The following is a 22,455-nucleotide window of genomic DNA, read 5'->3' as shown; positions in this document are numbered from 1 at the left end:
AGCCATGTCCTCCTCCACGTCCCCGCACCCGCCCACGGCTCCCCCGGTGGCGCCGCGGCGTCCCACGCAGCGCGAGCTCCACGGCCGCACCCGCCACGACGACTACGAGTGGCTGCGCGAGAAGGACTCCCCCGAGGTGCGCGCGCACCTGGAGGCCGAGAACGCCTGGACCGAGGCCCGCACCGCGCACCTGGCCGACCTGCGCACCCGGATCTTCGAGGAGATCCGGGCCCGCACCCGCGAGACCGACCTGTCGGTGCCCACCCGCAACCGCGACCACTGGTACTACGGGCGCTCCTTCGAGGGCCGCGAGTACGGCGCGACCTGCCGCGTGCCGGTCGCCGGGCCCGACGACTGGACCCCGCCGACCCCCGCCGAGGACTGCGCCCCCGACCAGCCGGCCCTGCCGGGCGAGGAGGTGCTGCTCGACCTCGACGCGCTGGCCGAGGGCCACGAGTTCTTCTCCCTGGGCGGCGCCAGCATCAGCCCCGACGCCACCCTGCTGGCCTACAGCGTCGACGTGGTCGGCGACGAGCGCTACACCGCGCGCATCAAGGAGCTCACCAGCGGCGAGCTGCTGCCCGACGTCATCGAGGGCGTCATCCACGGCACCACCTGGGACCGTGCCGGCGAGAACCTCTACTACGCGACCGTCGACGAGTCCTGGCGCGCCGACAAGATCTGGCGCCACCGGCTCGGCACCGAGCAGTCGCAGGACGAGCTGGTGCACCACGAGGAGGACGGGCGCTTCTTCGTCGGCGTCGGGCGCACCCGCTCCGACCGCTTCCTGGTGGTGGCCTCGGGCAGCAAGACCACCTCGGAGTACCGCTTCCTCGACGCCGACGCCCCCGAGGCGGGCTGGCAGGTCTTCGCCGAGCGCGTCGAGGACGTGGAGTACTCCCTCGAGCACGCCGTGATCGCCGGCGAGGACCGCTTCCTGGTCCTGCACAACGCCACCGGTCCCGACTTCGAGATCGCCAGCGCACCGGTCTCCCCCACCCCGGCCGCCGACTGGCAGCCGCTGGTGGCCCACGACCCTGCCGTGCGGCTCGAGGAGGTCGACGCCTTCGCCGGCCACCTCGTGGTGCACCAGCGCAGCCAGGGCCTGACCCAGCTGCGCATCATCGAGCTGGGCCCCGACGGCGTCGGTGACGACTACCTGGTGCCCTTCGACGCGCCCGTCTACACCGTCGGCGCCGGCGGCAACCTGACATTCGACCAGCCGACGGTCCGCCTGGGCTTCACCTCGATGGCGGTGCCCTCCTCGGTCTACGACTACGACGTGCGCAGCCGTGGGCTGACGCTGCTGCGGCGCACCCCCGTGCTCGGCGGCTACGACCCGGCCGACTACGAGGAGCACCGCCTCTGGGCCACCGCCGACGACGGCGAGCAGGTGCCGATCTCGATCGTGGCCCGGCGCGGCTCGCGCGAGGACGACGGCGGCGGCACCCGCCCCGTCCCGACGCTGCTCTACGGCTACGGCTCCTACGAGGCCTCCATCGACCCCTACTTCTCCATCGCCCGGCTCTCGCTGCTCGACCGGGGTGCCGCCTTCGCCATCGCCCACGTGCGAGGTGGCGGCGAGATGGGCCGGCGCTGGTACGACGACGGCAAGATGGCCAAGAAGCAGAACACCTTCTCCGACTTCATCGCCTGCGCCCGCCACCTCGTCGCGACCGGCTGGTCGCGCCCCGAGACGCTGGTCGCCGAGGGCGGCAGCGCGGGCGGGATGCTGATGGGCGCGGTGGCCAACCAGGCGCCCGAGCTGTTCACCGGCATCGTGGCCCAGGTGCCGTTCGTCGACGCGCTCACCACGATGCTCGACGCCACTCTCCCGCTGACCGTCACCGAGTACGACGAGTGGGGCAACCCCGAGGCCGACCCCGAGGTCTACGACTACATGGCCTCCTACGCGCCGTACGACAACGTCACCGAGCAGGACTACCCGGCGATCCTGGCCGAGACCTCGCTCAACGACACCCGGGTGCTCTACGTCGAGCCCGCCAAGTGGGTGGCGCGGCTGCGGGCCACGGCCCCCGACCACCGGCCCGACGTGCTGCTGCGCACGGAGATGTCGGCCGGGCACGGTGGCGTCTCGGGCCGCTACAAGGCCTGGCACGACCGGGCCTTCGCACTGGCGTGGATGCTCGACCGGATGGGTCTGGCCGACGCCTGAGGCTGTGCACGTGACGCGGGGGGTGACGAGGACGTGACCTGTCCCACCCCGGCGGGTGAGAGGCATCCGGTGCGTGCGGGGCACCGAACAACTAGCGAGGATGCGAGGCCCTGAGAAGTCCCTGAGAGTTGCTCGACGATGCAACTCCGGGGTCGGGCCGGACGTCCTTGATGGTGAAGGCTCCACGGCGGTACGGGAATCCGGGCCACTGCGGGAGCGTTGGACACGACGTGGGAGCGCGAGAGCGACCACGTGACTGAGGAGGGGTTCCATGGCCACCCGCACCGCCACCCGTACCGCACCTGCCGCCGGCCGCGAGATCGAGGGCCGCGACAGCGTCGGGCTGTACCTCGACGAGATCGCCCGCAACCCGCTCCTCGACGCCGCCGCCGAAGTGGACCTGTCGCAGACCATCGAGGCCGGCCTGTACGCCGAGCACCTGCTGGCCGAGGGCCGCGTGGGTCGCCGCAAGGGCGGCGCACCGGGCCGGGCCACCCAGGAGGAGCTGGAGTGGCTCGCCGAGCAGGGGCGCCAGGCGGTCGACACGTTCATCACCGCCAACCTGCGCCTGGTGGTCTCGATCGCCCGCAAGTACGGCCGGGCGCAGATGCCGATGCTCGACCTGATCCAGGAGGGCAACACCGGCCTGATCCGTGCGGTCGAGAAGTTCGACTACACCAAGGGCTACAAGTTCTCCACCTACGCCACCTGGTGGGTGCGCCAGGCCATCACCCGCGGCATCGCCCAGCAGGCGCGTGTCGTGCGGCTGCCGGTGCACGTGGTCGAGGAGCTCAACCAGGTCGGCGGCGCACGCCGCACCCTGGAGCGCCAGCTGGGTCGCGACCCGGAGCCGGCCGAGATCGCCCTCGAGCTGGGCATGGAGATCGACCGGGTGCTCGACCTGCTGTCGTGGGGCCGCGAGCACGTCTCGCTCGACACCCCCGTCGACGAGGACGGCGACACCTCGCTGGGTGACCTGATGGCCCAGGAGACCTCGCCCGGTCCCGACCTCAACGTCATCGACGTGGAGTCCCGCGACCGCCTCAACGCCCTGGTGGGCCACCTCGACGACCGGGCGGCCGACATCATCCGCTCGCGCTACGGCCTCAGCGACGGCCGCCAGCACAAGCTGGCCGACATCGGCGCCAAGCACGGCATCTCCGCCGAGCGGGTGCGCCAGCTCGAGCGCGAGGCGCTGCAGAAGCTGCGCCGCTTCGCCGACCCCGACCTGGCCGCCTGAGCGGACCGGTCACGGAGCGGCGTACGCCGCGACCTCCAGCGCCCGGGCGGCCTCGGCCGCCCGGGCGCTGATGTCGTCGGGGACCTTCTTCTCCGATGCGACCCGCGCCTGCCACATCTGCAGCGCCACGACGCGGACCGCCGCCTCCTCGATGCGTTCGGGGGTGACCTCGCCGTCGCTGATCGCCTTGGTGACGCGGGCGTGGGTGCGGCGGGTGTCGGCCGGCATCAGCAGCAGGTCGGCCCCGGCCACGAGCGCCTTGACGGCCAGGTCGGGGATGCCCGCCACGGCTCCCATGCCGAGGGAGTCGGTGATGGCCACGCCCTCGAAGCCGACCTCCTCGCGCAGGTGCTCGTAGATCTCGGGCGCGATGCTGGAGGGGGTGCCCGGAGCCAGTGCCTCGACGTCGAGGTGGCCGATCATCACCGACGGCGCGCCGGCCTTGGTGGCGGCGCGGAACGGCTTCAGGTCACGCTTCTCCAGCTCCTCGGCCGGGGCGTCGAGGGCGGGCAGCGTGAGGTGGCTGTCGGCCGTGGCTCCGCCGTGGCCGGGGTAGTGCTTGGTCGTCGAGACCGTGCCGGAGCGGTCGAAGCCGTCGACGGCGGCCGCGGTCGCCTTGGCGGCGAGACGGGGGTCGGTGGAGGGCGATCGGCTGCCGATGGTGGGGTCGGCGGCGCCGATCGTGACGTCGGCGACCGGGGCGTAGACCCAGGTGAAGCCGAGCTCGCGCAGCTCGAGCCCGGTCGTGTACGCCGCGTCGCGCACCGCCGTCTTCCCGCGACGCCCGTTGCCGTCGACGGCCTCGCCGGCGGCGCGGAACGCGGGGAACTCGGTGGCGATGCCGCGCAGGTGGGAGACCGTGCCTCCCTCCTGGTCGACACCGATCACGGCCGGGAAGTCGCGACCGCTGTCGGCGACGGCCTGCGAGACCGCGGCCGTGGTGGCGCGCACCTGAGCCTCGTCGACGACGTTGTCGCCGGTGACGCAGACGCCCGAGAGGTGCAGGTCGGAGACGAGCCGGGCGGGCTCGGCGGGGTCGGTGCCGGCGTAGCGGCCCACGATCACCTGGCCGGCGAGCTCCTCGGGGCTCATCTGCACCACGACCTCGCGGGCCTCGGCGAGCTCGCCCTCGGTGGGGCCCCACGAGGTGGGCTGGTCGGGGTCGACCGTCTCCTCGGGCTGCTCGAGCTCCCGGGACTGCTCCCCGGGCTCGGTGGTCGCGTCGGCCGACGGCGTGCCCGATCCGCTGCCGACGGTGGTGGTCTCGTCCGTGGTGCCAGTGGTGCCGGAGCAGCCGGTGACCAGCAGCCCCAGGCTCAGCGCGGCGGCAGCCAGTGCGCCGGGGCGCCTCACGCGGTCACCTGCAGCTGGTCGTGGACGGCGCGCACCTGGGCCCGCAGGTCGTCGAGGGTGCCGGTGTTGTCGATGACGTGGGTGGCCACGGCGAGGCGCTGCTCGCGGGTGGCCTGGGCGGCGATGCGCGACTCGGCGTCCTCGCGGGTCCAACCGCGCTCGCCCAGCATCCGCTCGACCTGGGTCTCGGTGGGCACGTCGACGACGATCACGGCGTCGAAGCCGTCGGCGCGCCCCGACTCGGCGAGCAGCGGGATGTCGTGCACGACCAGGGCACCCTCGGGAGCGGACGCCTCCAGCTCGGCGTACCGCTCGAAGACCAGCGGGTGCACGATCGCCTCGAGCCGCTTGCGCGCGGCGTCGTCACCGAAGACGAGGCGGCCCATCGCCGGCCGGTCGAGGTCGCCCTCGGGGGTCAGCAGCTGCGCGCCGAACTCGGCGACGACCGCAGCCAGTCCCGGCGTGCCCTTCTCGACCACCTCGCGCGCCAGGGCGTCTGCGTCGATGACGACGGCACCCAGCTCGGCCAGCATCGTCGCGACGGTGCTCTTGCCCGACGCGACACCCCCCGTGAGACCCACTCGCATGGGCGCCACGCTACGTCGTGGCCGGAGGATTTTGCCCATCGGACCCGGGGCGCGCCTTCCCGGGCGGCTGGGGTGTTGGGACGATCGGGGTTCGACCACCTGACGACGGGCACACGATGACGACCACCACGAGCACGAGCACCACGATCGCCGCCCCTTCCGAGGAGGTCTGGCGCCTGCTCACCGACACCGACTGGTGGAACCGGGCCGACAACGGGGTCGTCGACGTCGCCGGCACCATCCGCGAGGGCCAGCAGGTCAAGCTGGTCTCCGAGCTGGACCCCAAGCGCGGCTTCAAGCTCAAGGTCGCCGAGGTCGACCAGCCCCGGTCGATGACCTGGACCGGGGGCATGCCCCTGGGCCTGTGCACCGGGCGCCGGACCTTCCGGATCGAGCCGGACGGGCCCGCCCGCTGCAGCTTCACGATGGCCGAGGACTTCACCGGCCCCCTGGCCCCGCTCATCATCCGCTCGCTGCCCGACTTCCAGGGCTCCTTCGACCAGTTCGCCGCCGCGCTGAAGACAGACAGCGAGGCCTGATCCAACCGCAGCTCTCGGGTCCGATCGCACGAGAGGACCACCGATGACCACGACCGCCAGCACCAGCACCGCCATCTCGGCGTCGGCGGAACGCGTGTGGGGGCTGCTCACCGACCGTGGCTGGTGGGAGGCCTCGGACAACGGCGTGCTGCGTCTCGAGGGCACCATCCTGGAGGGACGCCGGGTCCTGGTCGTCTCCGAGGACGCGCCCGACCGGGGCTCCGAGCTCGGCGTCACCGAGATCCACGCACCCGCCACCATGCTGTGGACCGGGGGGCTCCCGCTCGGGCTGTGCACGGGGCGCCGAACCTTCCAGGTCGAGGCGACGGGAGACACCTGCAGCTTCAGCATGGTGGAGGACGTCACCGGACCGCTCTCGCCCCTGGTGGTCAGGGTGCTGCCCGACCTCCAGACCTCCTTCGACAGGTTCGCCCTGGCGTTGAAGACCGACAGCGAAGTCAACCGCGGCTGCTAGACGTCAGCCGTCCTGTCCGCCTCGATCGTCGTCACCGGCGCACTCGAGGCGCGCGCCACCCGGCTGGGCAGGTCCATCTTCAGCCAGCGCGAGAGCCGCTCCGGCAGCGTCGAGACGATCACCTCCGTGTAGGAGCTTTCCGCCAGCCGCTTCTTGACGGCGTCGAGCGGGTCGGCGTCGCAGACGGCGCCCTCCGCCCGGGCACCGGCCTCCTCGATCGCCTGGACCATCCTGGCCAGCCGCCGCTCCGCCAGGCTGCGAGCCTCTTCCATCTGCGCCCGCCGGTGCTCACCGTCCTGCTCGAACCACGCCCGCGCCTCGTCGCCGGACATGCCCTCGTAGGCGACGAAGCCGCCGGCCCACCCGCTCTCGTCGTGCGGAGGTGTCATCGGCACCAACACGAAGAAGCTGCTGTCTCCTCGCTCGATGCGCTCACGCACCGTGCGCTCGAGCTTCTCGCCACCCAAGGTCTGGTTGGCCACGACCAGGTACTCATCCACCAGGACCGCCTCCTCAGCTCTGCTTCGAGTTTCTCTCCGCGGGCGACGGGGGTCAAGGGAGCTGTCACGTCCGCGGCAGAGTCTGGCGCTGTGGCACTCGCAGAACCGCTACGCCGCTCAGGATGAGCAGCACCGCGACGCCGTCGAGGAGGTGCAGCGGCTCGTCCACGAGCAGCCAGCCGATGACGAGTGCGACGACGGGAGGGATGTACGTGGCGCTCGACGCTGTCACCGCGCCGAGCGTCGCCACGATGAAGTAGTAGAGGATGTACGCCACGCCCGTTCCGAGCAGGCCGAGCCCGAGGACCACCCCTACCGTGGCTCGGGTGTCTTGCGTGAGGGCGGTGACCCCGTCGAGGTCCGTCACGAGCAGCAGGGTGAGGAGCGCGAGTCCGACCTGGTAGGTCGTGAGCGCAGCGGGAGCGATGGCGAGGGGTGAGACGAACTTCCGCGCGTACACGAAGGACACTCCGACGCTGGCTGCCCCGAGGAGCATGTACAGCACGCCGACCGGATCGACGCCGCCACCCGTCTCCCACGGGCGAGCTGTCAGGAGAACCCCACCGAAGCCGATGAGGACCCCGACGAGACGTAGCGGGGTGACTCGCTCGCTGCGCAGGAAGATCGCGGCGCTGATGAAGGTGAAGAGCGGGATCGCACCGCTGAGCACCCCTGCGACCCCTGAGGGGAGCAGCGCGGTCCCTGCGGCGAAGGCGAAGTAGTAGACCGTCGTCGCCAGCAAGGACATGACGAAGAAGTGGTGCGCGTGGCGCAGGTGGCGCCTCGCGAGCACCCGCCGATGCAGCGCGTAGGCCATCACCGGCACGAACCCGAACAGGACCCGGAGAAGCGTGACCTGGCCCGCCGAGATGGTCTCCGTGGCCCACTTCATGAAGATGAAGTTGCTGCCCCAGATGACACCGAGCGCCACGAAGGCGACACTCGCCGGCTTGACCACGCCGTAAGCCTCGCACGGCCTCCCCGGGCGTCCCGCGGCACGTCCGCACGTCGGCCCGAGCGGTCGCGGCCGGGCGGCGCCGAGAAGTGTCATGTCTCAGGACGTCGGTGACAGCTCTGCATCAAGACATCGGTGACACTTCGAATCGTCTTGGGGGTGACACTTCAGCCCCGAGGCCTCGGCGGTGGCTGCCAGTGAACCCATTCATCCCCGTGCCCGGCTCGATTTGGCACTGGCTCGATCACGCGCCCGCGGGGGATCTCGACGTGCTGTGCCGAGCACGACGTGTTCCGCAAGTCCTTCTACGAGCTGCGCAAACGCGCGGGGGTCGACGGGCCGGCCGCCGTGCTCGAGCCCCCCGGACCCGACGTCCCACGACGAGCCCGTCGAAGCTGACCATCGAGGTCAAGCAGCAGGCCATCGGGGTTCGTACTACTTCAAGCCGCGATCACCGTCTTCGACAAAGCCGTCGCTGCTCAAGGCGTGCCCCAACGGCCACTGTCGGACAACGGGGCCTCGCTCAACCCGGGCCGAGAAGTTCTCCACAGATTGTCGAACTGGTGTTCCCATCGGCGTCTTTGCTTGGGAGAATGGTGGGCATGAGGCTGCTCCAGAACCCCACCAGCGACCGGGCCCCCGCCCCGGGTGCCGGGGTGCCCGCGAGCAGCCTCCCGACCGCGGAGGCCGGTCCGGTGGCGCAGGCCGTCGCGACCGCTCGGGCCGCGATGGCCGCGGCACGCGAAGGCGACCTGAAGGACCAGCCGGTCGGCGACCTCGCCGGCCTGGTGCAGGCACTCTCCGCTCTCGAGGCCGAGGCCTCCGCCCTGATGGGCGACGTGCTCGGCGAGGCCGAACGCCGCCAGGTCGCGGACAGCGAGGCCGCCACCGGCACCGACGCCTGGGCCGCCGCACTGACCGGACAGTCCCGCGAGGTCCTCGCAGGCGGCGCGCGCATCGCGGAGCTGCTGCGCACCAAGTACCACCACGCCCGGCAGGCCTACGCCATCGGCGCGATCACCACCCGCCAGGTCCGCGTCATCGTCGCCGCCGCCGAACAGGCACCCCTCGAGACCACCCCCGAGCAGCTCGCCGCCGCCGAGGAGGTCCTCGTCGGCAAGGCCAGCGGCATCGGGACCCGCACCGGGCGCCCGATGAACCCCAAACGGCTACGCCAGGCAGCGCGGCGGATGCTCGACGTCGTCGACCGCGACCTGGCCGACAAGCACGAAGCGATCATGCTCGGGCGTGAATCACGCCGGGCGAAGCACGAGACCTACCTCGCGCTGCACGACAACGGCGACGGCACCTACTCCGGCAAGTTCACCATCCCCGAGCTGCACGGCTCCCTGCTGCGCACCGCGCTCGAGACCCTCTCCGCCCCACGACGGCTCAACAAGACCCGCACCACCGCCGACGGTGAACAGGTCTCCGGGTACGACGACTCCGCGCCCACCGGACCCGGCTACGGGCTCTCCGGCTGGGAGATCCACGGCAACGCCCTGTGCGAGCTCATCGAGCACCTGCCCACCGACGGCTGGAACGGCGCCAACGCCCTGACCCTGCTGGTCACGATGACCGCCGAGGACCTCACCCACGACCTCACCCAGGCCGGGAAGCTCGACCCCGCCGACTGGCCCGACTGGCGCGGGCCCGACGAGACCGGCACCGCCAAGCTCGACACCGGCACCCGCACCGCCGCCGGCGACCTGCGCCGACTCGCCTGGCGTGCGAGGCCGGCCTCGTCCCCGCCGTCCTGAACTCGAAGTCAGTCCCACTCGACCTGGGCCGAACGAAACGGCTGCACAGCCACCACCAACGAAGAGCCCTGTCACTGGTCCACGACACCTGTGCGATCGGGACCTGCGAGAGACCGTTCGCCTGGTCCGAGATACACCACCTCATCCCCTGGGGACGAGGAGGCGACACCGACCTCGACGCCATCCCACTCTGCTCCTGGCACCACCACCGCGCCCACGACCCCCGATGGCACCTCACCCAACACCCACTCCGCGGCTGGGAGCTGAGCACACGCGACCGCCGCAGGCGCTGAACCGCCCACCGGCAGCTGCACGTCCCCACCTACCATCGGCCCATGCCCACCCCGCTGCCCGAGGGATCGCGCGTCGCGCTGCTGGTGCCCGGCTCGCTGCTGCTCCTCGAGACGGTGATGGCGCTGCTGTCTCGCGGCGTCCTGCCCGTGCCCCTCGACCCGCGGCTGACGGCGTACGAGCGCGAGCGGATCCTCGGCGGCCTCGACCCCGCTCTGGTGGTCACCGACGAGGACGACCTGGCTGCGCTGCTCGACGACGTCCGACCCGAGGGCCCGATGAGCGGCTGGACGCCTCGGGCTCGTCCGATGCACGTCACCAGCGGGACCACCGGCACCCCCAAGGGCGTCAGCAGCGGACTGCTCTCCCCCACCGCGGCTGCCGCGCTCGTCGCGGAGGAGCGCGAGCTGTGGGGGTTCGCCGCCACCGACGTCAACCTCGTCCTCAGCCCGCTGTACCACTCCGCGCCGCTCCGGTTCGCGATGGGCACGGTGCTGGCCGGTGGCCGCGTGGTCGTCCCCGGGCCCTTCGCCCCCGACCGGGTCACCCTGGCCATCGAGGCCGAGCGCCCGACCACCATGTTCTGCGTCCCCACGCACCTGCAGCGCCTCTTCACGCACTGGGACGAGGTCGGCACCCCCGACCTGAGCAGCTTCCGTCTCGTCGCCCACGCCGGGGCACCCTGCCCGGTGGCCACCAAGCGACGACTCCTCGAGACCTTCCCGCCTGGCACCACGTGGGAGTTCTACGGCTCCACCGAGGGCCAGTTCACCGCGTGCCGCAGCGAGGAGTGGCTCGATCGCCCCGGCACCGTCGGGCGGGCCCGACCCGGGCGCCGCCTCCACGTCGACGACGACGGCACCATCTGGTGCACGGTGCCCGACCATGCCCGATTCGAGTACCACGGCGCACCCGACAAGACCGCCGCCGCCTGGCGCGAGACGCCGGCCGGCCCGGCGTTCACCGTCGGCGACGTCGGCCGCCTCGACGACGACGGCTACCTCTACCTCGACGGACGACGCACCGACCTGATCATCAGCGGCGGCGTCAACGTCTACCCGCTCGAGGTCGAGCACGCGCTGCGCGAGCACCCGGCGGTCGACGACGTGGCGGTCTACGCCGCTCCCGACCCCGACTGGGGCCAGCGGGTCTGCGCGGCGGTCGTGGGCGAGGCGACCGACGACCAGCTCGACGACTGGGCCCGTCAGCACCTCGCTCCGCCCAAGCGGCCGAAGACCTGGACCCACGTGCCCGACCTGCCCCGCACGGCGACCGGCAAGGTACGCCGCGACCAGCTCGCGTCCCACCGTCAGGGGTGAGCCCGCTCCGGCCGAGCGGGGTGTGGGGTGTAGCGGATCGGCTGACTTCCTGGGCCGGTCTCTCTCGGGAGGCAAGACGACCAGCACGGACCAGACGGCCCCAGCACAGCACGAGGACGGGCCCACCCGCTCGGCCCGGCACACGTGGGGGGTGCGGGTGCTCGGCGTCGTCATCGCCGCCGCGGTCTACGTCGCCCTGGGCGGGGCCGAGCTGTCCCAGGACGGGCGCGTGGTCGCCGCCGTCGGCGCCCTGATGGCCACCTGGTGGATGACCGAGGCGCTCCCCCTGGCGGCCACGGCCCTGCTGCCCATCGCCCTGCTGCCGGCACTGACCGACGGCGTCGCCGTCCCCGACGCGACCGCGCCGTACGCCGACCCCATCGTCTTCCTCTTCCTCGGCGGTTTCCTGATCGCCATCGCCATGCAGAAGTGGGACCTGCACCGGCGCATCGCCCTGCTCACCCTGCGCCGCGTCGGCACCCACCCGCGCCGGATCATCCTTGGGATGATGATCGCGACGGCCTTCCTGTCGATGTGGGTCTCCAACACCGCCACCACCCTGATGATGCTGCCGATCGCCCTGTCGGTGCTGGCGCTGGTGGTCGAGAACAGCGTCGGCAGCGGGCAGAGCACCGACGAGGCCGAGCTCGCCGAGCGCCTCGGTGGGCGCGAGAGCCTGCACGAGGTGATCGACGACCCCGACGTGCGGCTCTTCGGCGTCGCGCTGCTGCTCTCGGTGGCCTGGGCCGCCTCCGTCGGCGGGCTCGGCACCCTGCTCGGCTCGCCGCCCAACGCGATCGTGGCGGGCTACCTGGCCACCGAGCTCGACCGCGACATCGGCTTCGCCGAGTGGATGATGCTCGGCCTGCCCCTGGTCGTGGTCTTCCTGACCCTCGCCTGGCTGCTGGTGACCCGGGTGATCTTCCGCTTCCGGCTCGACTCCATCCCCGGCGGACGCGAGCTGATCGACTCCCAGATCGACGACCTCGGCCCCGCCAGCCAGGGCGAGAAGGTGGTGCTGGCCGTCTTCGCCACCGCAGCTTTCTTCTGGGTCGTGCCCGGGGTGCTGGCCAGCATCGGCGACCTCGGCGAGCGGGCCCCCTGGCTCGACGGCTTCGACGACACCGCGATCGCCATCACCGCCGGCCTGGTGATGTTCCTGATCCCCGGCGACGACCGCGGCCGGATGACCCTGGAGTGGCACGACGCCGAGCGCGGCCTCCCGTGGGGCGTGCTGCTCCTCTTCGGCGGCGGGCTCAGCCTCGCCGGCGCCGTGGCCGCCACGGGCTCGACGCCTGGTTCGGTGAGCAGGTGGGCGCACTCGGCGCCCTGCCGATCGTCCTGCTGCTGGCCGCCGTCGTCACGTTGGTGCTGCTGCTGACCGAGGTCACCAGCAACACCGCCACGGCCGCGACCTTCATCCCCGTGCTCGGCGGCGTCGCCGCCGGCCTCGGCGTCGACCCGGTGACCCTGCTGATCCCGGCGGCGCTCGCGGCGACGTGCGCCTTCATGCTGCCCGTCGGCACCCCGCCCAACGCCATCGTCTTCGGGACCGGCGCGGTGCGCATCGCCGACATGGCCCGCGGCGGAGCCGTGCTCAACGTGCTGGGCATCGTGCTGATCACGATCTTCACCGTCGCGATCGGCCCGTTCGCCCTCGGCCTGGTGCTGTGACCCGCGAAGGGCTCAGCAGGCGAACTGGCGCCGGTACTGCTGCGGGCTGATCCCCCGCACCCGGCTGAACTGCTGGCGCAGCGTGGCGGCGTTGCCGAAGCCGACCCGGGCGGCGACCTGCTCGACCGACAGGTCGCTGCGCTCGAGCAGCTCCTCGGCCGCGGCCACCCGCTGGTGGGTCACCCAGCTGTGCGGGGTGGTGCCGGTCTCCTCGCGGAAGCGTCGTGCGAACGTCCGCGGCGACATCAGCGCCCGGCGCGCCAGGGCATCGACACCCAGCTCCTCGTCGAGGTGCTCGACGATCCACGTCAGCAGCGGGCCCAGCGTCTCGGCCTCGCAGTCGGGCACGGCCCGCGCGATGAACTGCGCCTGTCCCCCGTCGCGCTGCGGGGCCACCACCATCCGCCTGGCGACCGCTCCGGCGACCCGGGACCCGTGCTCCTGGCGCCACAGGTGCAGGCAGGCGTCGATGCCGGCCGCGGTGCCGGCGCCGGTCACGACCTGGCCGGCGTCGACGTACAGGACCTCGGGCACCACCTGCGCCAGGGGGAACCGCTCGGCGAGCTCGGTCGTGTGCCGCCAGTGCGTCGTGCAGGCCCGGCCGTCGAGCAGCCCCGCCTCCCCGAGCGTGAAGGCGCCCGAGCAGACCGAGAGCACCCGCGCGCCGCGAGCCACCACGCGCTGCAGCGCCTCGGCGACGCCCTCCGGGAGACCGGGAGCGCGCGGCATCGCCGGCACGCAGACCAGGTCGGCCTGCTCGAGCCGGTCCAGCCCGTGCTCGACCACGATCGAGAAGCCGCCGTCCGTCGCGACCTGTCCTGGTCGCGGTGCGCACACGGCGAAGTCGACCAGGGGCACGCCGTCGTCTCGCCGGTCGACCCCGAACGCCTCGCAGACCACGCCGAGCTCGAAGGGCGCGACCCCGTCGTAGACGAGGACCGCGACGTTGCCGAGCATGGCGCCAGTGTGCCACGGATGGCAGGAAAACGTCGACACCTGACATCTCTGCCACTGGTGGCAGGATCAGTTCAGGCGCAGGATTACTGCCATGAGCGAGCTACTCTTCTTCATCACCCTGGTCCTGCTGGTCACGGGCGTCGCACTGGCGCTCCTCGAGGTCATCGACGCCGACGACCCCTTCTTCCACACCGACTACCGCCCGCCCAGGAGCCACCCGGACGAGCCGTTCGACCACTCCGGCTCCTGGTACCACTGAGCCGGCGGCGTCCGCGGACGCGACAAGGGCCCGGTCACCTCTCGGTGACCGGGCCCTCGTCGTCAGGTCAGCGTGGCGCCGACCGGCTGGGGTTCAGCCGATCAGTTGCCGCCGCCGGTGAGCTTCTCGCGCAGCGCCTGCAGCGCCTCGTCGGAAGCCAGCGAGCCGGAGCCGCTGTCGGTCTCGTCGCCCTCGACCTCGTCGGTGCTGCTGCTGCTGGCACCGCCGCTGGAGTACGAGGTGGCCTCGCCGGCCTCGACCTCGGCCACCTTGGCCTCGGCCTGCTGCTTGACGTGGGCCTCCCAGCGAGCGTGCGCCTTGGCGTACTGCTCCTCCCAGACGGCGCGCTGGTCGTCGAAGCCCTCGAGCCACTCGCCCGTCTCGGGGTCGAAGCCCTCGGGGTAGACGTAGTTGCCCTGCTCGTCGTAGGTCGCGGTCATGCCGTACAGCGTCGGGTCGAACTCCTCGACGTCCGCCGCGGCAGCGGTCTCGTTGGCCTGCTTGAGCGACAGCGAGATCCGGCGACGCTCGAGGTCGATGTCGATGATCTTGACCATGACGTCGTCGTTGACCTGGACGACCTGCTCGGGGATCTCCACGTGGCGCTCGGCCAGCTCGGAGATGTGCACCAGGCCCTCGATGCCCTCCTCGACGCGGACGAACGAGCCGAAGGGCACCAGCTTGGTGACCTTGCCGGGCACGATCTGACCGATCTGGTGGGTGCGGGCGAAGTGCTGCCAGGGGTCCTCCTGCGTCGCCTTGAGCGACAGCGAGACCCGCTCGCGGTCCATGTCGACGTCGAGGACCTCGACGGTGACCTCGTCGCCCACGGCCACGACCTCGGAGGGGTGGTCGATGTGCTTCCAGGACAGCTCCGAGACGTGCACGAGGCCGTCGACGCCACCGAGGTCCACGAAGGCACCGAAGTTGACGATCGAGGACACGACACCCTTGCGGATCTGGCCCTTCTGCAGCTGGGTGAGGAAGCCGTGGCGGACCTCGGACTGGGTCTGCTCGAGCCAGGCGCGGCGCGAGAGGACCACGTTGTTGCGGTTCTTGTCGAGCTCGATGATCTTCGCCTCGAGCGTCTGGCCCACGTAGGGCTGCAGGTCGCGGACGCGACGCATCTCCACCAGCGAGGCGGGCAGGAAGCCGCGCAGGCCGATGTCGAGGATGAGGCCGCCCTTGACGACCTCGATGACGGTGCCCTCGACGACGCCGTCCTCCTCCTTGACCTGCTCGATGGTGCCCCAGGCCCGCTCGTACTGCGCGCGCTTCTTGGACAGGATCAGGCGGCCTTCCTTGTCCTCCTTCTGGAGGACGAGGGCCTCGACCTTGTCGCCGACGGCGACGACCTCGTTGGGGTCGACGTCGTGCTTGATCGACAGCTCGCGCGAGGGGATGACGCCCTCGGTCTTGTAGCCGATGTCAAGCAGGACCTCGTCGCGGTCCACCTTGACGATGGTGCCGTCGACGATGTCGCCGTCGTTGAAGTACTTGATGGTCGCGTCGATCGCGGCGAGGAAGTCCTCTTCCGACCCGATGTCGTTGATCGCGATCTGCGGCGCGTCGTAGTCAGGAAGAGTGGAGATGGTGCTCGTCATAAGGGAAGTGGAACCTTCACGTGGTCAGGGATCGTGCGGACGTGCACCGGGGGTCCTCGTCCACCACCGACGACGCTGTGCCGGCACCGTGAGGGGTGCGGCTGCGACGAACCCGGCCGGCGAGGCCGGGCGGCGGTGAGCCAGGTCCGCTCCGTATGGGACCAAGGCAGACTCCAGGCGCTGTAACAGCGTACGCCGCGCGTCGCAGCCCCGTCCAACCAGCACGGCACCCACTGGTCCAGACCGGTAAGGAGCCCTCTGCATACCGACGGTACCTCTGGGTACGGACCCAGCACGACGGGGTCGCACCGGTCCTCCCCCAGGACTGCCCGGTGCGCCCCCCGATGCCGCAGGCCGACCCGTCACCGCTCCCTCCGAACTGGTCAGCTCCGCCGGGCACTGCGGCGTGCCCCGCCATTCCCCCCCCGATGCACCACCAGGAGCCAGACATGACGACCGATCCACGTCGCGCACGCCGCGGACGTCCCCGCCCCCTGCGTCCCCTCTCCGTGGGGGTCGCGCTCTCGACCGCTGCCCTCTACTCCCTGACCGCCGTGCCCGCCGCCCAGGCCGACCAGCTGCCGGTGCCGGTCGGCGCGACCTCGTCGGCCACCGGCGAGGTCGCCCGCGTGACCGCCCTGTCGGTGCCGCAGCTCGGCGTCTCCGCCGTCGACGCCGGGGTCGCCCAGGTCACCGGCACCATGGCCGCCACGGCGCCGCGCGCGGTGGCCGACGCCCGCAACATCGACGGCTCCCTGCTGACCGCCCTCCCGCTCGGGGAGCTCGACGCCGTGCTCGCCGACGCGCACCAGGAGGCGCCGCCCAGCAACGACGCCCCGGCCACCGACTCCCTGCTCCCGGCCGACACCCTCGACCCGCTGGCCATCGGGCTCTCCAACGCCTCGGCGCACGCCCGCTTCCTCGACAGCGGCCTGTGCCTGCCCGGCCCGGTGCCGGTGACCACCTCGAGGGTCTCGACGGCCGACGTCGACCTGCTCGGGCTGGTCCAGCTGCCCGGCGTGGCCGCCACCTCGCAGTCCACCCGTCTGGTCGCCAACGGCCGCCCCGACGGCGGCCGCACCGTGGTCAGCAGCGTGAGAGGCAGCACCGTGGACCTCTCCATCGGCGGCCAGCAGGTCGTCGAGGTGCTGACCGCGCCCGAGCTCGTCGTCGAGAGCGACGGCACCGCCGACGGCACCCGGGCGACGTACACGGCTCCCCTGGTCGCCATCGGCGGCGAGGTCGTGGACCTCGCCGACGGGGCCGCCAGCCTGCCCGCCGAGGCCGGCATGCTCGTCGAGCTGTCGGCCGGTCAGCTGGTGGTCAGTGAGCGGACGCCGACGAAGATCGTCGCCGAGGCGACCGCCCTGCACCTCAAGGTGACGCTGGGCGGGCTGGTCGACGTGGCCGAGATCGACCTCTTCCCGATGGCCGCGCAGGTCACCGCCCCGGCCGGCGGCGTCACCTGCGGCAGCGCTCCCGACTCCGACGGCGACGGGCTGACCGACGACGTCGAGGAGGTCATCGGCACCGACCCCCAGGACCCCGACACCGACGACGACGGCACGCCCGACGGCGACGAGGACGCCGACGGCGACCAGGTCACCAACCTGGAGGAGGTCACCGGCTCCGAGAACGACGGCTACGGCAACGAGCCCACCGACCCCACCGACGCCGACTCCGACGACGACGGCCTCACTGACGGCCAGGAGATCGACCAGACCGGCACCGACCCCAACGACCCCGACACCGACGGTGACGGCACCTCCGACTTCGACGAGGACGCCGACGCCGACGGCCTGAGCAACGGCGAGGAGGTCACCGGCTCCGAGAACGACTCCTTCGACAACGAGCCCACCGACCCCACCGACGCCGACTCCGACGACGACGGCCTCACCGACGGCCAGGAGACCAGCGGTTCCGAGAACGACGCCTTCGGCAACGAGCCCACCGACCCCAACGACGCCGACAGCGACGACGGCGGCTCCAGCGACGGTGATGAGACCGGCGCCGACCCCGCGACCGACCCCAACGACGCCGGTGACGACGGCGACGACGGCACCGACCCCGACGGCGACACCGACGGCGACGGGATCACCGATGCCGAGGAGACCAGCGGCTCGGAGAACGACGGCTACGGCAACGAGCCCACCGACCCCACCGACGCCGACTCCGACGACGACGGACTCACCGACGGCCAGGAGATCGACCAGACCGGCACCGACCCCAACGACCCCGACACCGACGGTGACGGCACCTCCGACTTCGACGAGGACGCCGACGCCGACGGCCTGAGCAACGGCGAGGAGGTCACCGGCTCCGAGAACGACTCCTTCGACAACGAGCCCACCGACCCCACCGACGCCGACTCCGACGACGGAGGCGTGAGCGACGGTGACGAGGTCGAGGCCGGCACCGACCCCAACGACGCCGGCGACGACACCGACGGCTCGGTGCTGGACACCGACCAGGACGGCCTGACCGACGTCGAGGAGCTGGCGCTCGGCACCGACCCCACCGACCCCGACACCGACGACGACACGCTCCTCGACGGCGCCGAGGTCGACACGCACGGCACCGACCCGCTCGACGCCGACACCGACGACGACGGCCTCGAGGACGGGGCCGAGGTCAACACCTTCGCCACCGACCCCCTCGACCCCGACACCGACGACGACGGCCTCGAGGACGGCTTCGAGGTCTTCGAGACCAAGGCCGACCCGCTCAAGAAGGACACCGACGGCGACGGTCTCAACGACGGCCGCGAGGTCAAGCGCTTCCGGACCAAGCCGCACCGCTCCGACACCGACAAGGACGGGCTCAACGACCGGCGCGAGATCAAGGGCCTGGCCAACAAGCGCTACGACAAGTGCCCGACCAACCCGCGCAAGAAGGACACCGACAAGGACGGGCTCAGCGACCGGCGCGAGATCAAGAAGTTCAAGACCAACCCCTGTGACCGCGACACCGACGACGGCGGCGCCAGCGACGGCAAGGAGATCGCTGCCGGCAGCGACCCCCTCGACCCGAGCAGCACGCCCAAGAACCCGCGCGGCACCGCCGCGCGCGGGGTGACCGGCTGAGACCGGTCCCCCACCCAGACCGCACCATGGCGGGGCGGGGCGGGCACGTGGCGCTCGGCGCCACGTGCCCGCGTGGTGCGTCCGGGGCCCTTCCGGGGGCCTCTGCCGGGAGCTCGCGGCGTCAGTCCTCGCTCGTGTGCAGGTCACCGGTCGCGATGATGGCGCGCAGCCGGGCCGCGGCCCGGTCGCTGACCGGGTTCGACCCCGCCCGCGAGGCGAGCTCGACCAGGGCCGGCAGGTCGGCCGCCCGGGCCAGGTCGAGCGCGCGGCGCACGTCGAGGCCGCGCAGGTCGGCGTACGTCGAGACGACGGCGTCGTGGAAGGCCGCTCGCCGCTCGAAGCGCAGCAGGTTGCCCAGGTCGGTGAACGGGTGGCCGGCGTGCGCGAACTCCCAGTCGAGCACCCCGGTGACCTCGACGCCGACCTCGACTCCGGCCTCGTCGGAGACGCGCAGCAGCAGGTTCTTGGGGTTCAGGTCGCTGTGCACCAGGCAGTGCTGCGGCACCTCGTCGAGCAGGTCCTGCGCCTCACGGGCCAGGCCGGCCAGGGTGTCGAGCGCCGGGCGGCCCAGGTCGGGCAGGCGCGACCCGGGCACGTCCACGAGCACCTCCACCAGCTCGACGAGCCCGTCGACGTCGTACGGCGCCGGGTGCGGGCCGATCGTCAGCGCGGCGTCGACGAACGCTCCCCCTCGCGGCAGCGCCGCCCCGGCCAGCGCGACCAGCACCCGCCCCAGCGCCTGCCCGGCCCGGGCGGCCTCGTCGTCGTCGAGGCGCGGCAGCAGCAGGTCGCCGCGCTCGCCGGGGAGGAAGCCGGTGACCAGCAGGCCGGGCAGCCCCTGGCTCGAGTCGGCGCGGCGCACCTCGAGCACCGGCGGCACCCCCGGCACCACGCCGGCCGCGTGCGCGAGCACCGCCGCGTCGATGGCCGGCGCCTCGGGCCCGCGGCGACCCGCGTAGATCCGCACCACCGTGCGCTCGCCACCGGCCTCGGCCACGAACGTCTCCCCCGACCAGCCTCCCTCGAGGGGGTGCAGCGAGGCGAAGTCCGGGTCGGGGCTCGGATCAGGGGTGTCCACGGCCCGGATGCTGCCACGCCGGCGCCCGCACGGGGGCGCGTGACCGTACGGTTGTCCCATGCTGCTCCCCCTGCCCCCGGCGCTCCGCGAGGCCGCGCTACTGCCGTGGCGCGTCGGTGTCGCCGCGACCCGCACCACGCTGGCCCTGGGCGTGCTGGCCTCGCCCGAGGGGCCGTTGCGCCGACCCGGCGGGTACGCCGACCTGCTGCTGCGGGTCATCGGCGAGCGGGGCTACGCCCAGCAGCTCACCGACCTGCTCACCGACGAGCAGGGACCGATGCGGCTGGCCGGGGCGGTCAACGAGCTCGTCGCCCCCGACCGGCCGCTGGGCCGGATGCTGGCCCGCGACGGCGTCGTCGACCGGCTGCTCGTCGAGGGCGGACCGGTCGACCGGCTGCTGGCGCCGGGGGGCTCGCTGGACCGGCTGCTCGCCGAGGACGGTGCGCTCGAGCGGGTGGTGGCCGCCGACGGCGTGCTCGACCGGGTGCTGCGGCCCGGGGGGCTGGCCGACCGGCTGCTCACCGACGACTCGTTCATCGAGAAGCTGCTCGACGAGGGCGGCACGCTCGACCAGCTGGTCCAGCTCGGCGCCACCCTCGAGGCGATCCAGCCCCGGCTCGCCGAGCTGGCCGAGGTGGTGCCGACGCTGTCGTCGTCGGCCGACGCCCTGGGCCGGGCCGTGGGCCCGCTGGGTGACCTGGCCGGGCGGTTCCCGATGTCGCGGCGCAAGCCGACCCCGCTCGGCCCGTGACCGTCCAGCCGCCGGGGCGTCCCCCGGTCACCCCCGACTCCCGCGACCACCCGCCGCAGACACCGGTGCGCGCCGAGCGGCGCGCGGTCGACGAGACCGAGTCGCGCCGCGCCAACGGACCCGACTGGGACCGCTACGCCGACGACTACCAGGCCACCCACGGCGAGTTCCTCGGTGACGTCGGCTTCGTGTGGGGCCCCGAGGGACTCACCGAGGCCGAGGCCGGGGTGCTGGGCGACCTCGGGGGCCGCGACGTGCTCGAGGTCGGCTCCGGGGCCGGGCAGTGCTCGCGGTGGGTGCGGGCCGCCGGCGGGCGCTCCTTCGGGCTCGACCTCTCGCACCGCCAGCTGCAGCACTCGCGTCGCATCGACGCCGCCACCGACGTGGCGGTGCCCTCGGTCCTGGCCACCGCGACGGCGCTGCCGTTCCGCGACGACTCCTTCGACGTGGTCTTCAGCTCGTTCGGGGCGCTGCAGTTCGTGGCCGACATCGACGAGGCCGTGGCCGAGGCCGCGCGCGTGCTGCGACCGGGCGGGCGCTTCGCCTTCTCCATCACCCACCCGACGCGGTGGATGTTCCCCGACGACCCGGGTGAGGCGGGCCTGGTGGCCTCGCAGTCCTACTGGGACCGCACGCCCTACGTCGAGGTCGACGACGCGACGGGCGAGGTGAGCTACGTCGAGCACCACCGCACCCTGGGCGACTGGGTCGGCCTGCTGGCGGGGTCCGGCTTCGCGCTGACCCGGCTGCTGGAGCCGGAGTGGCCTGAGCACCACGAGCGGGTGTGGGGCGGCTGGTCGGGCGTGCGGGGCCGGGTGACCCCTGGAACAGCGATCCTGGTGGCCGACCTGCGCTGAGCAGCGCGGGCCGACCACCAGGACCGGTGGGTGGTGCGGGTCAGCGACCGGCGCCGACGAGGTCCTTCTGACGGTTGGGACCGGCGTTGCTCGAGCGGCGGGCGCCGCGCAGCAGCAGGAACCCGGCGACCAGGGCGAGCACGCCGCCGGCGAGCCCGACGATCGGCAGCCACACGGTCAGCGCGTCGAGCAGGCGACGGTCACCCGCGTTGTCCTCGACGTTGCTCGCGACCTGCTCGTCGGTGAACCCGAACTCCAGGTCCAGCGCCGGCGTGCCGTCGGCGAGGACCCGCTGCTGGTCCTCGGTCTGGTTGAGGATCGCGCCGGTCTGCGGCTCGATGAAGATCTCCTTGACCGTGGTGTAGGTGCCCGGGACACCCTCGGCGATCTCGATCGGCGCCTCGTCGATCTCGACGCGGTAGACGTAGGTCTCGACGCCCTCGAGGGACTCCGTGCGGTCGTAGGCGGCGTCGACGGCCTGCCCGGTCACGCCGTCCCAGTAGGGGTAGGTCTTCTGCTCGGCACCGAAGGGCCACTTGTTGACCAGGCCCTCGTGCGGCACGGCGTCGGCCGGCAGGTCGAGGCTCTCGTTGTCGGACAGGGCGGTGACCCGGTCGGTCGCGAAGATGTCGACGGAGGCGGTGATCATGTCCTCGGAGCCGTCGACGCACTCCCGCTCACCCCCGCGGTCGACCATCAGGCACGAGGTGGAGACCCAGGCGTTGGTCTCGTCGGTCGACAGCTCGGTGTCGGTGCGGGTGTCGCTGATGGCGTAGACGGGGTTCTCGACCAGCTCGCCGGTCGAGGTGTCGAGCTTGCCGGCCCGGCCCTCGAGGTAGGTGATCGTCTCGACCTGCTCGGGCGTCTTCTCGACGACGCCCGGCGCCCAGACGAGGCCCAGCAGGCCGGCGATCAACAGGAAGCCGCCGAGCCCCAACAGGACCGGTCCTAGAATCTTGCGCACGAATTTCCCTCCCCAGAGAATGATGTGTCGCGA

The 22,455-nt window shown here is 72.3% G+C and carries 18 protein-coding genes and 1 pseudogene; 11 read left to right on the top strand and 8 right to left on the bottom strand.

The window, feature by feature from the left end; translation table 11 throughout:
• Positions 1–4 precede the first annotated feature (4 nt).
• Both QWJ41_RS04890 and QWJ41_RS04885 read left to right on the top strand, forming a co-directional pair.
• Positions 5–2,176 (top strand): S9 family peptidase, encoded by a 2,172-nt coding sequence (locus QWJ41_RS04890; RefSeq protein ID WP_302706083.1) that lies wholly within the window; start codon positions 5–7, stop codon positions 2,174–2,176.
• 271 nt (positions 2,177–2,447) lie between these two features.
• Positions 2,448–3,416 carry a sigma-70 family RNA polymerase sigma factor gene (locus QWJ41_RS04885; protein ID WP_302706081.1) on the top strand — a complete coding sequence of 323 codons (969 nt, stop codon included), beginning with the start codon at positions 2,448–2,450 and terminating at the stop codon, positions 3,414–3,416.
• Between the two features lie 9 nt (positions 3,417–3,425).
• Here the strand turns inward: QWJ41_RS04885 and QWJ41_RS04880 are convergent, their stop codons facing one another.
• Entirely contained in the window at positions 3,426–4,769 is a 1,344-nt protein-coding gene (locus QWJ41_RS04880) for a glycoside hydrolase family 3 N-terminal domain-containing protein (RefSeq protein WP_302706079.1), read from the bottom strand.
• Positions 4,766–5,356 carry a dephospho-CoA kinase gene (gene coaE, locus QWJ41_RS04875; protein WP_302706078.1) on the bottom strand — a complete coding sequence of 197 codons (591 nt, stop codon included), beginning with the start codon at positions 5,354–5,356 and terminating at the stop codon, positions 4,766–4,768. The genes QWJ41_RS04880 and coaE overlap by 4 nt, the downstream gene beginning before the upstream one ends.
• A 116-nt stretch (positions 5,357–5,472) precedes the next feature.
• On the opposite strand from coaE, the gene QWJ41_RS04870 reads away from it, so the two are divergent.
• Both QWJ41_RS04870 and QWJ41_RS04865 read left to right on the top strand, forming a co-directional pair.
• Entirely contained in the window at positions 5,473–5,895 is a 423-nt protein-coding gene (locus QWJ41_RS04870; protein WP_302706077.1) for an SRPBCC domain-containing protein, read from the top strand.
• A gap of 43 nt (positions 5,896–5,938) precedes the next feature.
• The gene (locus tag QWJ41_RS04865) at positions 5,939–6,370 is read left to right on the top strand and encodes an SRPBCC family protein (protein WP_302706075.1); all 432 of its coding nucleotides are present in this window, start codon (positions 5,939–5,941) and stop codon (positions 6,368–6,370) included.
• Here QWJ41_RS04865 and QWJ41_RS04860 read toward each other — a convergent pair.
• Both QWJ41_RS04860 and QWJ41_RS04855 read right to left on the bottom strand, forming a co-directional pair.
• Entirely contained in the window at positions 6,367–6,870 is a 504-nt protein-coding gene (locus tag QWJ41_RS04860) for a hypothetical protein (RefSeq protein ID WP_302706073.1), read from the bottom strand. The two genes, QWJ41_RS04865 and QWJ41_RS04860, sit on opposite strands and share 4 nt — an antisense overlap.
• 64 nt (positions 6,871–6,934) lie before the next feature.
• Positions 6,935–7,828, bottom strand: coding sequence for a DMT family transporter (locus tag QWJ41_RS04855; protein WP_302706071.1), 894 nt, complete (start codon positions 7,826–7,828; stop codon positions 6,935–6,937).
• Positions 7,829–8,427: 599 nt separating this feature from the next.
• On the opposite strand from QWJ41_RS04855, the gene QWJ41_RS04850 reads away from it, so the two are divergent.
• The 3 genes and pseudogenes from QWJ41_RS04850 (at position 8,428) to QWJ41_RS04840 (ending at position 12,869) form a co-directional block, all read left to right on the top strand.
• Positions 8,428–9,585, top strand: coding sequence for a hypothetical protein (locus QWJ41_RS04850; RefSeq protein ID WP_302706069.1), 1,158 nt, complete (start codon positions 8,428–8,430; stop codon positions 9,583–9,585).
• Between the two features lie 335 nt (positions 9,586–9,920).
• Positions 9,921–11,195: a class I adenylate-forming enzyme family protein gene (locus QWJ41_RS04845; RefSeq protein WP_302706067.1), complete on the top strand. Its 1,275-nt coding sequence runs from the start codon at positions 9,921–9,923 to the stop codon at positions 11,193–11,195.
• A gap of 22 nt (positions 11,196–11,217) precedes the next feature.
• Positions 11,218–12,869, top strand: a pseudogene (locus QWJ41_RS04840) (SLC13 family permease).
• A gap of 12 nt (positions 12,870–12,881) precedes the next feature.
• On the opposite strand, the gene QWJ41_RS04830 reads toward QWJ41_RS04840, so the two are convergent.
• Entirely contained in the window at positions 12,882–13,826 is a 945-nt protein-coding gene (locus QWJ41_RS04830) for a helix-turn-helix domain-containing protein (RefSeq protein WP_302706062.1), read from the bottom strand.
• 91 nt (positions 13,827–13,917) lie between these two features.
• Here QWJ41_RS04830 and QWJ41_RS04825 point away from each other — a divergent pair, with 91 nt between their 5' ends.
• Positions 13,918–14,085, top strand: coding sequence for a hypothetical protein (locus QWJ41_RS04825; RefSeq protein ID WP_193670284.1), 168 nt, complete (start codon positions 13,918–13,920; stop codon positions 14,083–14,085).
• Positions 14,086–14,186: 101 nt separating this feature from the next.
• On the opposite strand, the gene rpsA is transcribed toward QWJ41_RS04825, so the two are convergent.
• The gene (gene rpsA, locus QWJ41_RS04820; protein WP_302706059.1) at positions 14,187–15,689 is read right to left on the bottom strand and encodes a 30S ribosomal protein S1; all 1,503 of its coding nucleotides are present in this window, start codon (positions 15,687–15,689) and stop codon (positions 14,187–14,189) included.
• Positions 15,690–16,138: 449 nt separating this feature from the next.
• On the opposite strand from rpsA, the gene QWJ41_RS04815 reads away from it, so the two are divergent.
• Positions 16,139–18,772: a hypothetical protein gene (locus tag QWJ41_RS04815; protein WP_302706058.1), complete on the top strand. Its 2,634-nt coding sequence runs from the start codon at positions 16,139–16,141 to the stop codon at positions 18,770–18,772.
• A 121-nt stretch (positions 18,773–18,893) separates the two neighbouring features.
• On the opposite strand, the gene QWJ41_RS04810 is transcribed toward QWJ41_RS04815, so the two are convergent.
• Entirely contained in the window at positions 18,894–19,850 is a 957-nt protein-coding gene (locus QWJ41_RS04810; RefSeq protein ID WP_302706057.1) for a phosphotransferase family protein, read from the bottom strand.
• Positions 19,851–19,908: 58 nt separating this feature from the next.
• Here QWJ41_RS04810 and QWJ41_RS04805 point away from each other — a divergent pair, with 58 nt between their 5' ends.
• Positions 19,909–20,601 carry a hypothetical protein gene (locus QWJ41_RS04805; protein WP_302706056.1) on the top strand — a complete coding sequence of 231 codons (693 nt, stop codon included), beginning with the start codon at positions 19,909–19,911 and terminating at the stop codon, positions 20,599–20,601.
• Positions 20,598–21,458, top strand: a complete 861-nt coding sequence (locus QWJ41_RS04800; protein WP_336623275.1) for a class I SAM-dependent methyltransferase — start codon at positions 20,598–20,600, stop codon at positions 21,456–21,458. The genes QWJ41_RS04805 and QWJ41_RS04800 overlap by 4 nt, the downstream gene beginning before the upstream one ends.
• Positions 21,459–21,498: 40 nt before the next feature.
• Here the strand turns inward: QWJ41_RS04800 and QWJ41_RS04795 are convergent, their stop codons facing one another.
• On the bottom strand, positions 21,499–22,422 hold the full coding sequence (locus QWJ41_RS04795; RefSeq protein ID WP_302706054.1) for a PorA family protein: 924 nt from the start codon (positions 22,420–22,422) through the stop codon (positions 21,499–21,501).
• Positions 22,423–22,455 lie beyond the last annotated feature (33 nt).

The organism is Nocardioides cremeus (assembly GCF_030518195.1).
Classification (GTDB): domain Bacteria; phylum Actinomycetota; class Actinomycetes; order Propionibacteriales; family Nocardioidaceae; genus Nocardioides; species Nocardioides cremeus.
The sequence above is the reverse complement of the archived record's forward strand: the minus strand, read 5'-3'. Positions and strand labels throughout refer to the sequence as shown.

Coding starts and splice junctions, on each gene's coding strand:
- QWJ41_RS04890 (WP_302706083.1), top strand. CDS start 5: ATGTCCTCCTCCACGTCCCCGCACCCGCCCACGGCTCCCCCGGTGGCG.
- QWJ41_RS04885 (WP_302706081.1), top strand. CDS start 2,448: ATGGCCACCCGCACCGCCACCCGTACCGCACCTGCCGCCGGCCGCGAG.
- coaE (WP_302706078.1), bottom strand. CDS start 5,356: ATGCGAGTGGGTCTCACGGGGGGTGTCGCGTCGGGCAAGAGCACCGTC.
- QWJ41_RS04870 (WP_302706077.1), top strand. CDS start 5,473: ATGACGACCACCACGAGCACGAGCACCACGATCGCCGCCCCTTCCGAG.
- QWJ41_RS04865 (WP_302706075.1), top strand. CDS start 5,939: ATGACCACGACCGCCAGCACCAGCACCGCCATCTCGGCGTCGGCGGAA.
- QWJ41_RS04850 (WP_302706069.1), top strand. CDS start 8,428: ATGAGGCTGCTCCAGAACCCCACCAGCGACCGGGCCCCCGCCCCGGGT.
- QWJ41_RS04845 (WP_302706067.1), top strand. CDS start 9,921: ATGCCCACCCCGCTGCCCGAGGGATCGCGCGTCGCGCTGCTGGTGCCC.
- QWJ41_RS04830 (WP_302706062.1), bottom strand. CDS start 13,826: ATGCTCGGCAACGTCGCGGTCCTCGTCTACGACGGGGTCGCGCCCTTC.
- QWJ41_RS04825 (WP_193670284.1), top strand. CDS start 13,918: ATGAGCGAGCTACTCTTCTTCATCACCCTGGTCCTGCTGGTCACGGGC.
- rpsA (WP_302706059.1), bottom strand. CDS start 15,689: ATGACGAGCACCATCTCCACTCTTCCTGACTACGACGCGCCGCAGATC.
- QWJ41_RS04815 (WP_302706058.1), top strand. CDS start 16,139: ATGACGACCGATCCACGTCGCGCACGCCGCGGACGTCCCCGCCCCCTG.
- QWJ41_RS04805 (WP_302706056.1), top strand. CDS start 19,909: ATGCTGCTCCCCCTGCCCCCGGCGCTCCGCGAGGCCGCGCTACTGCCG.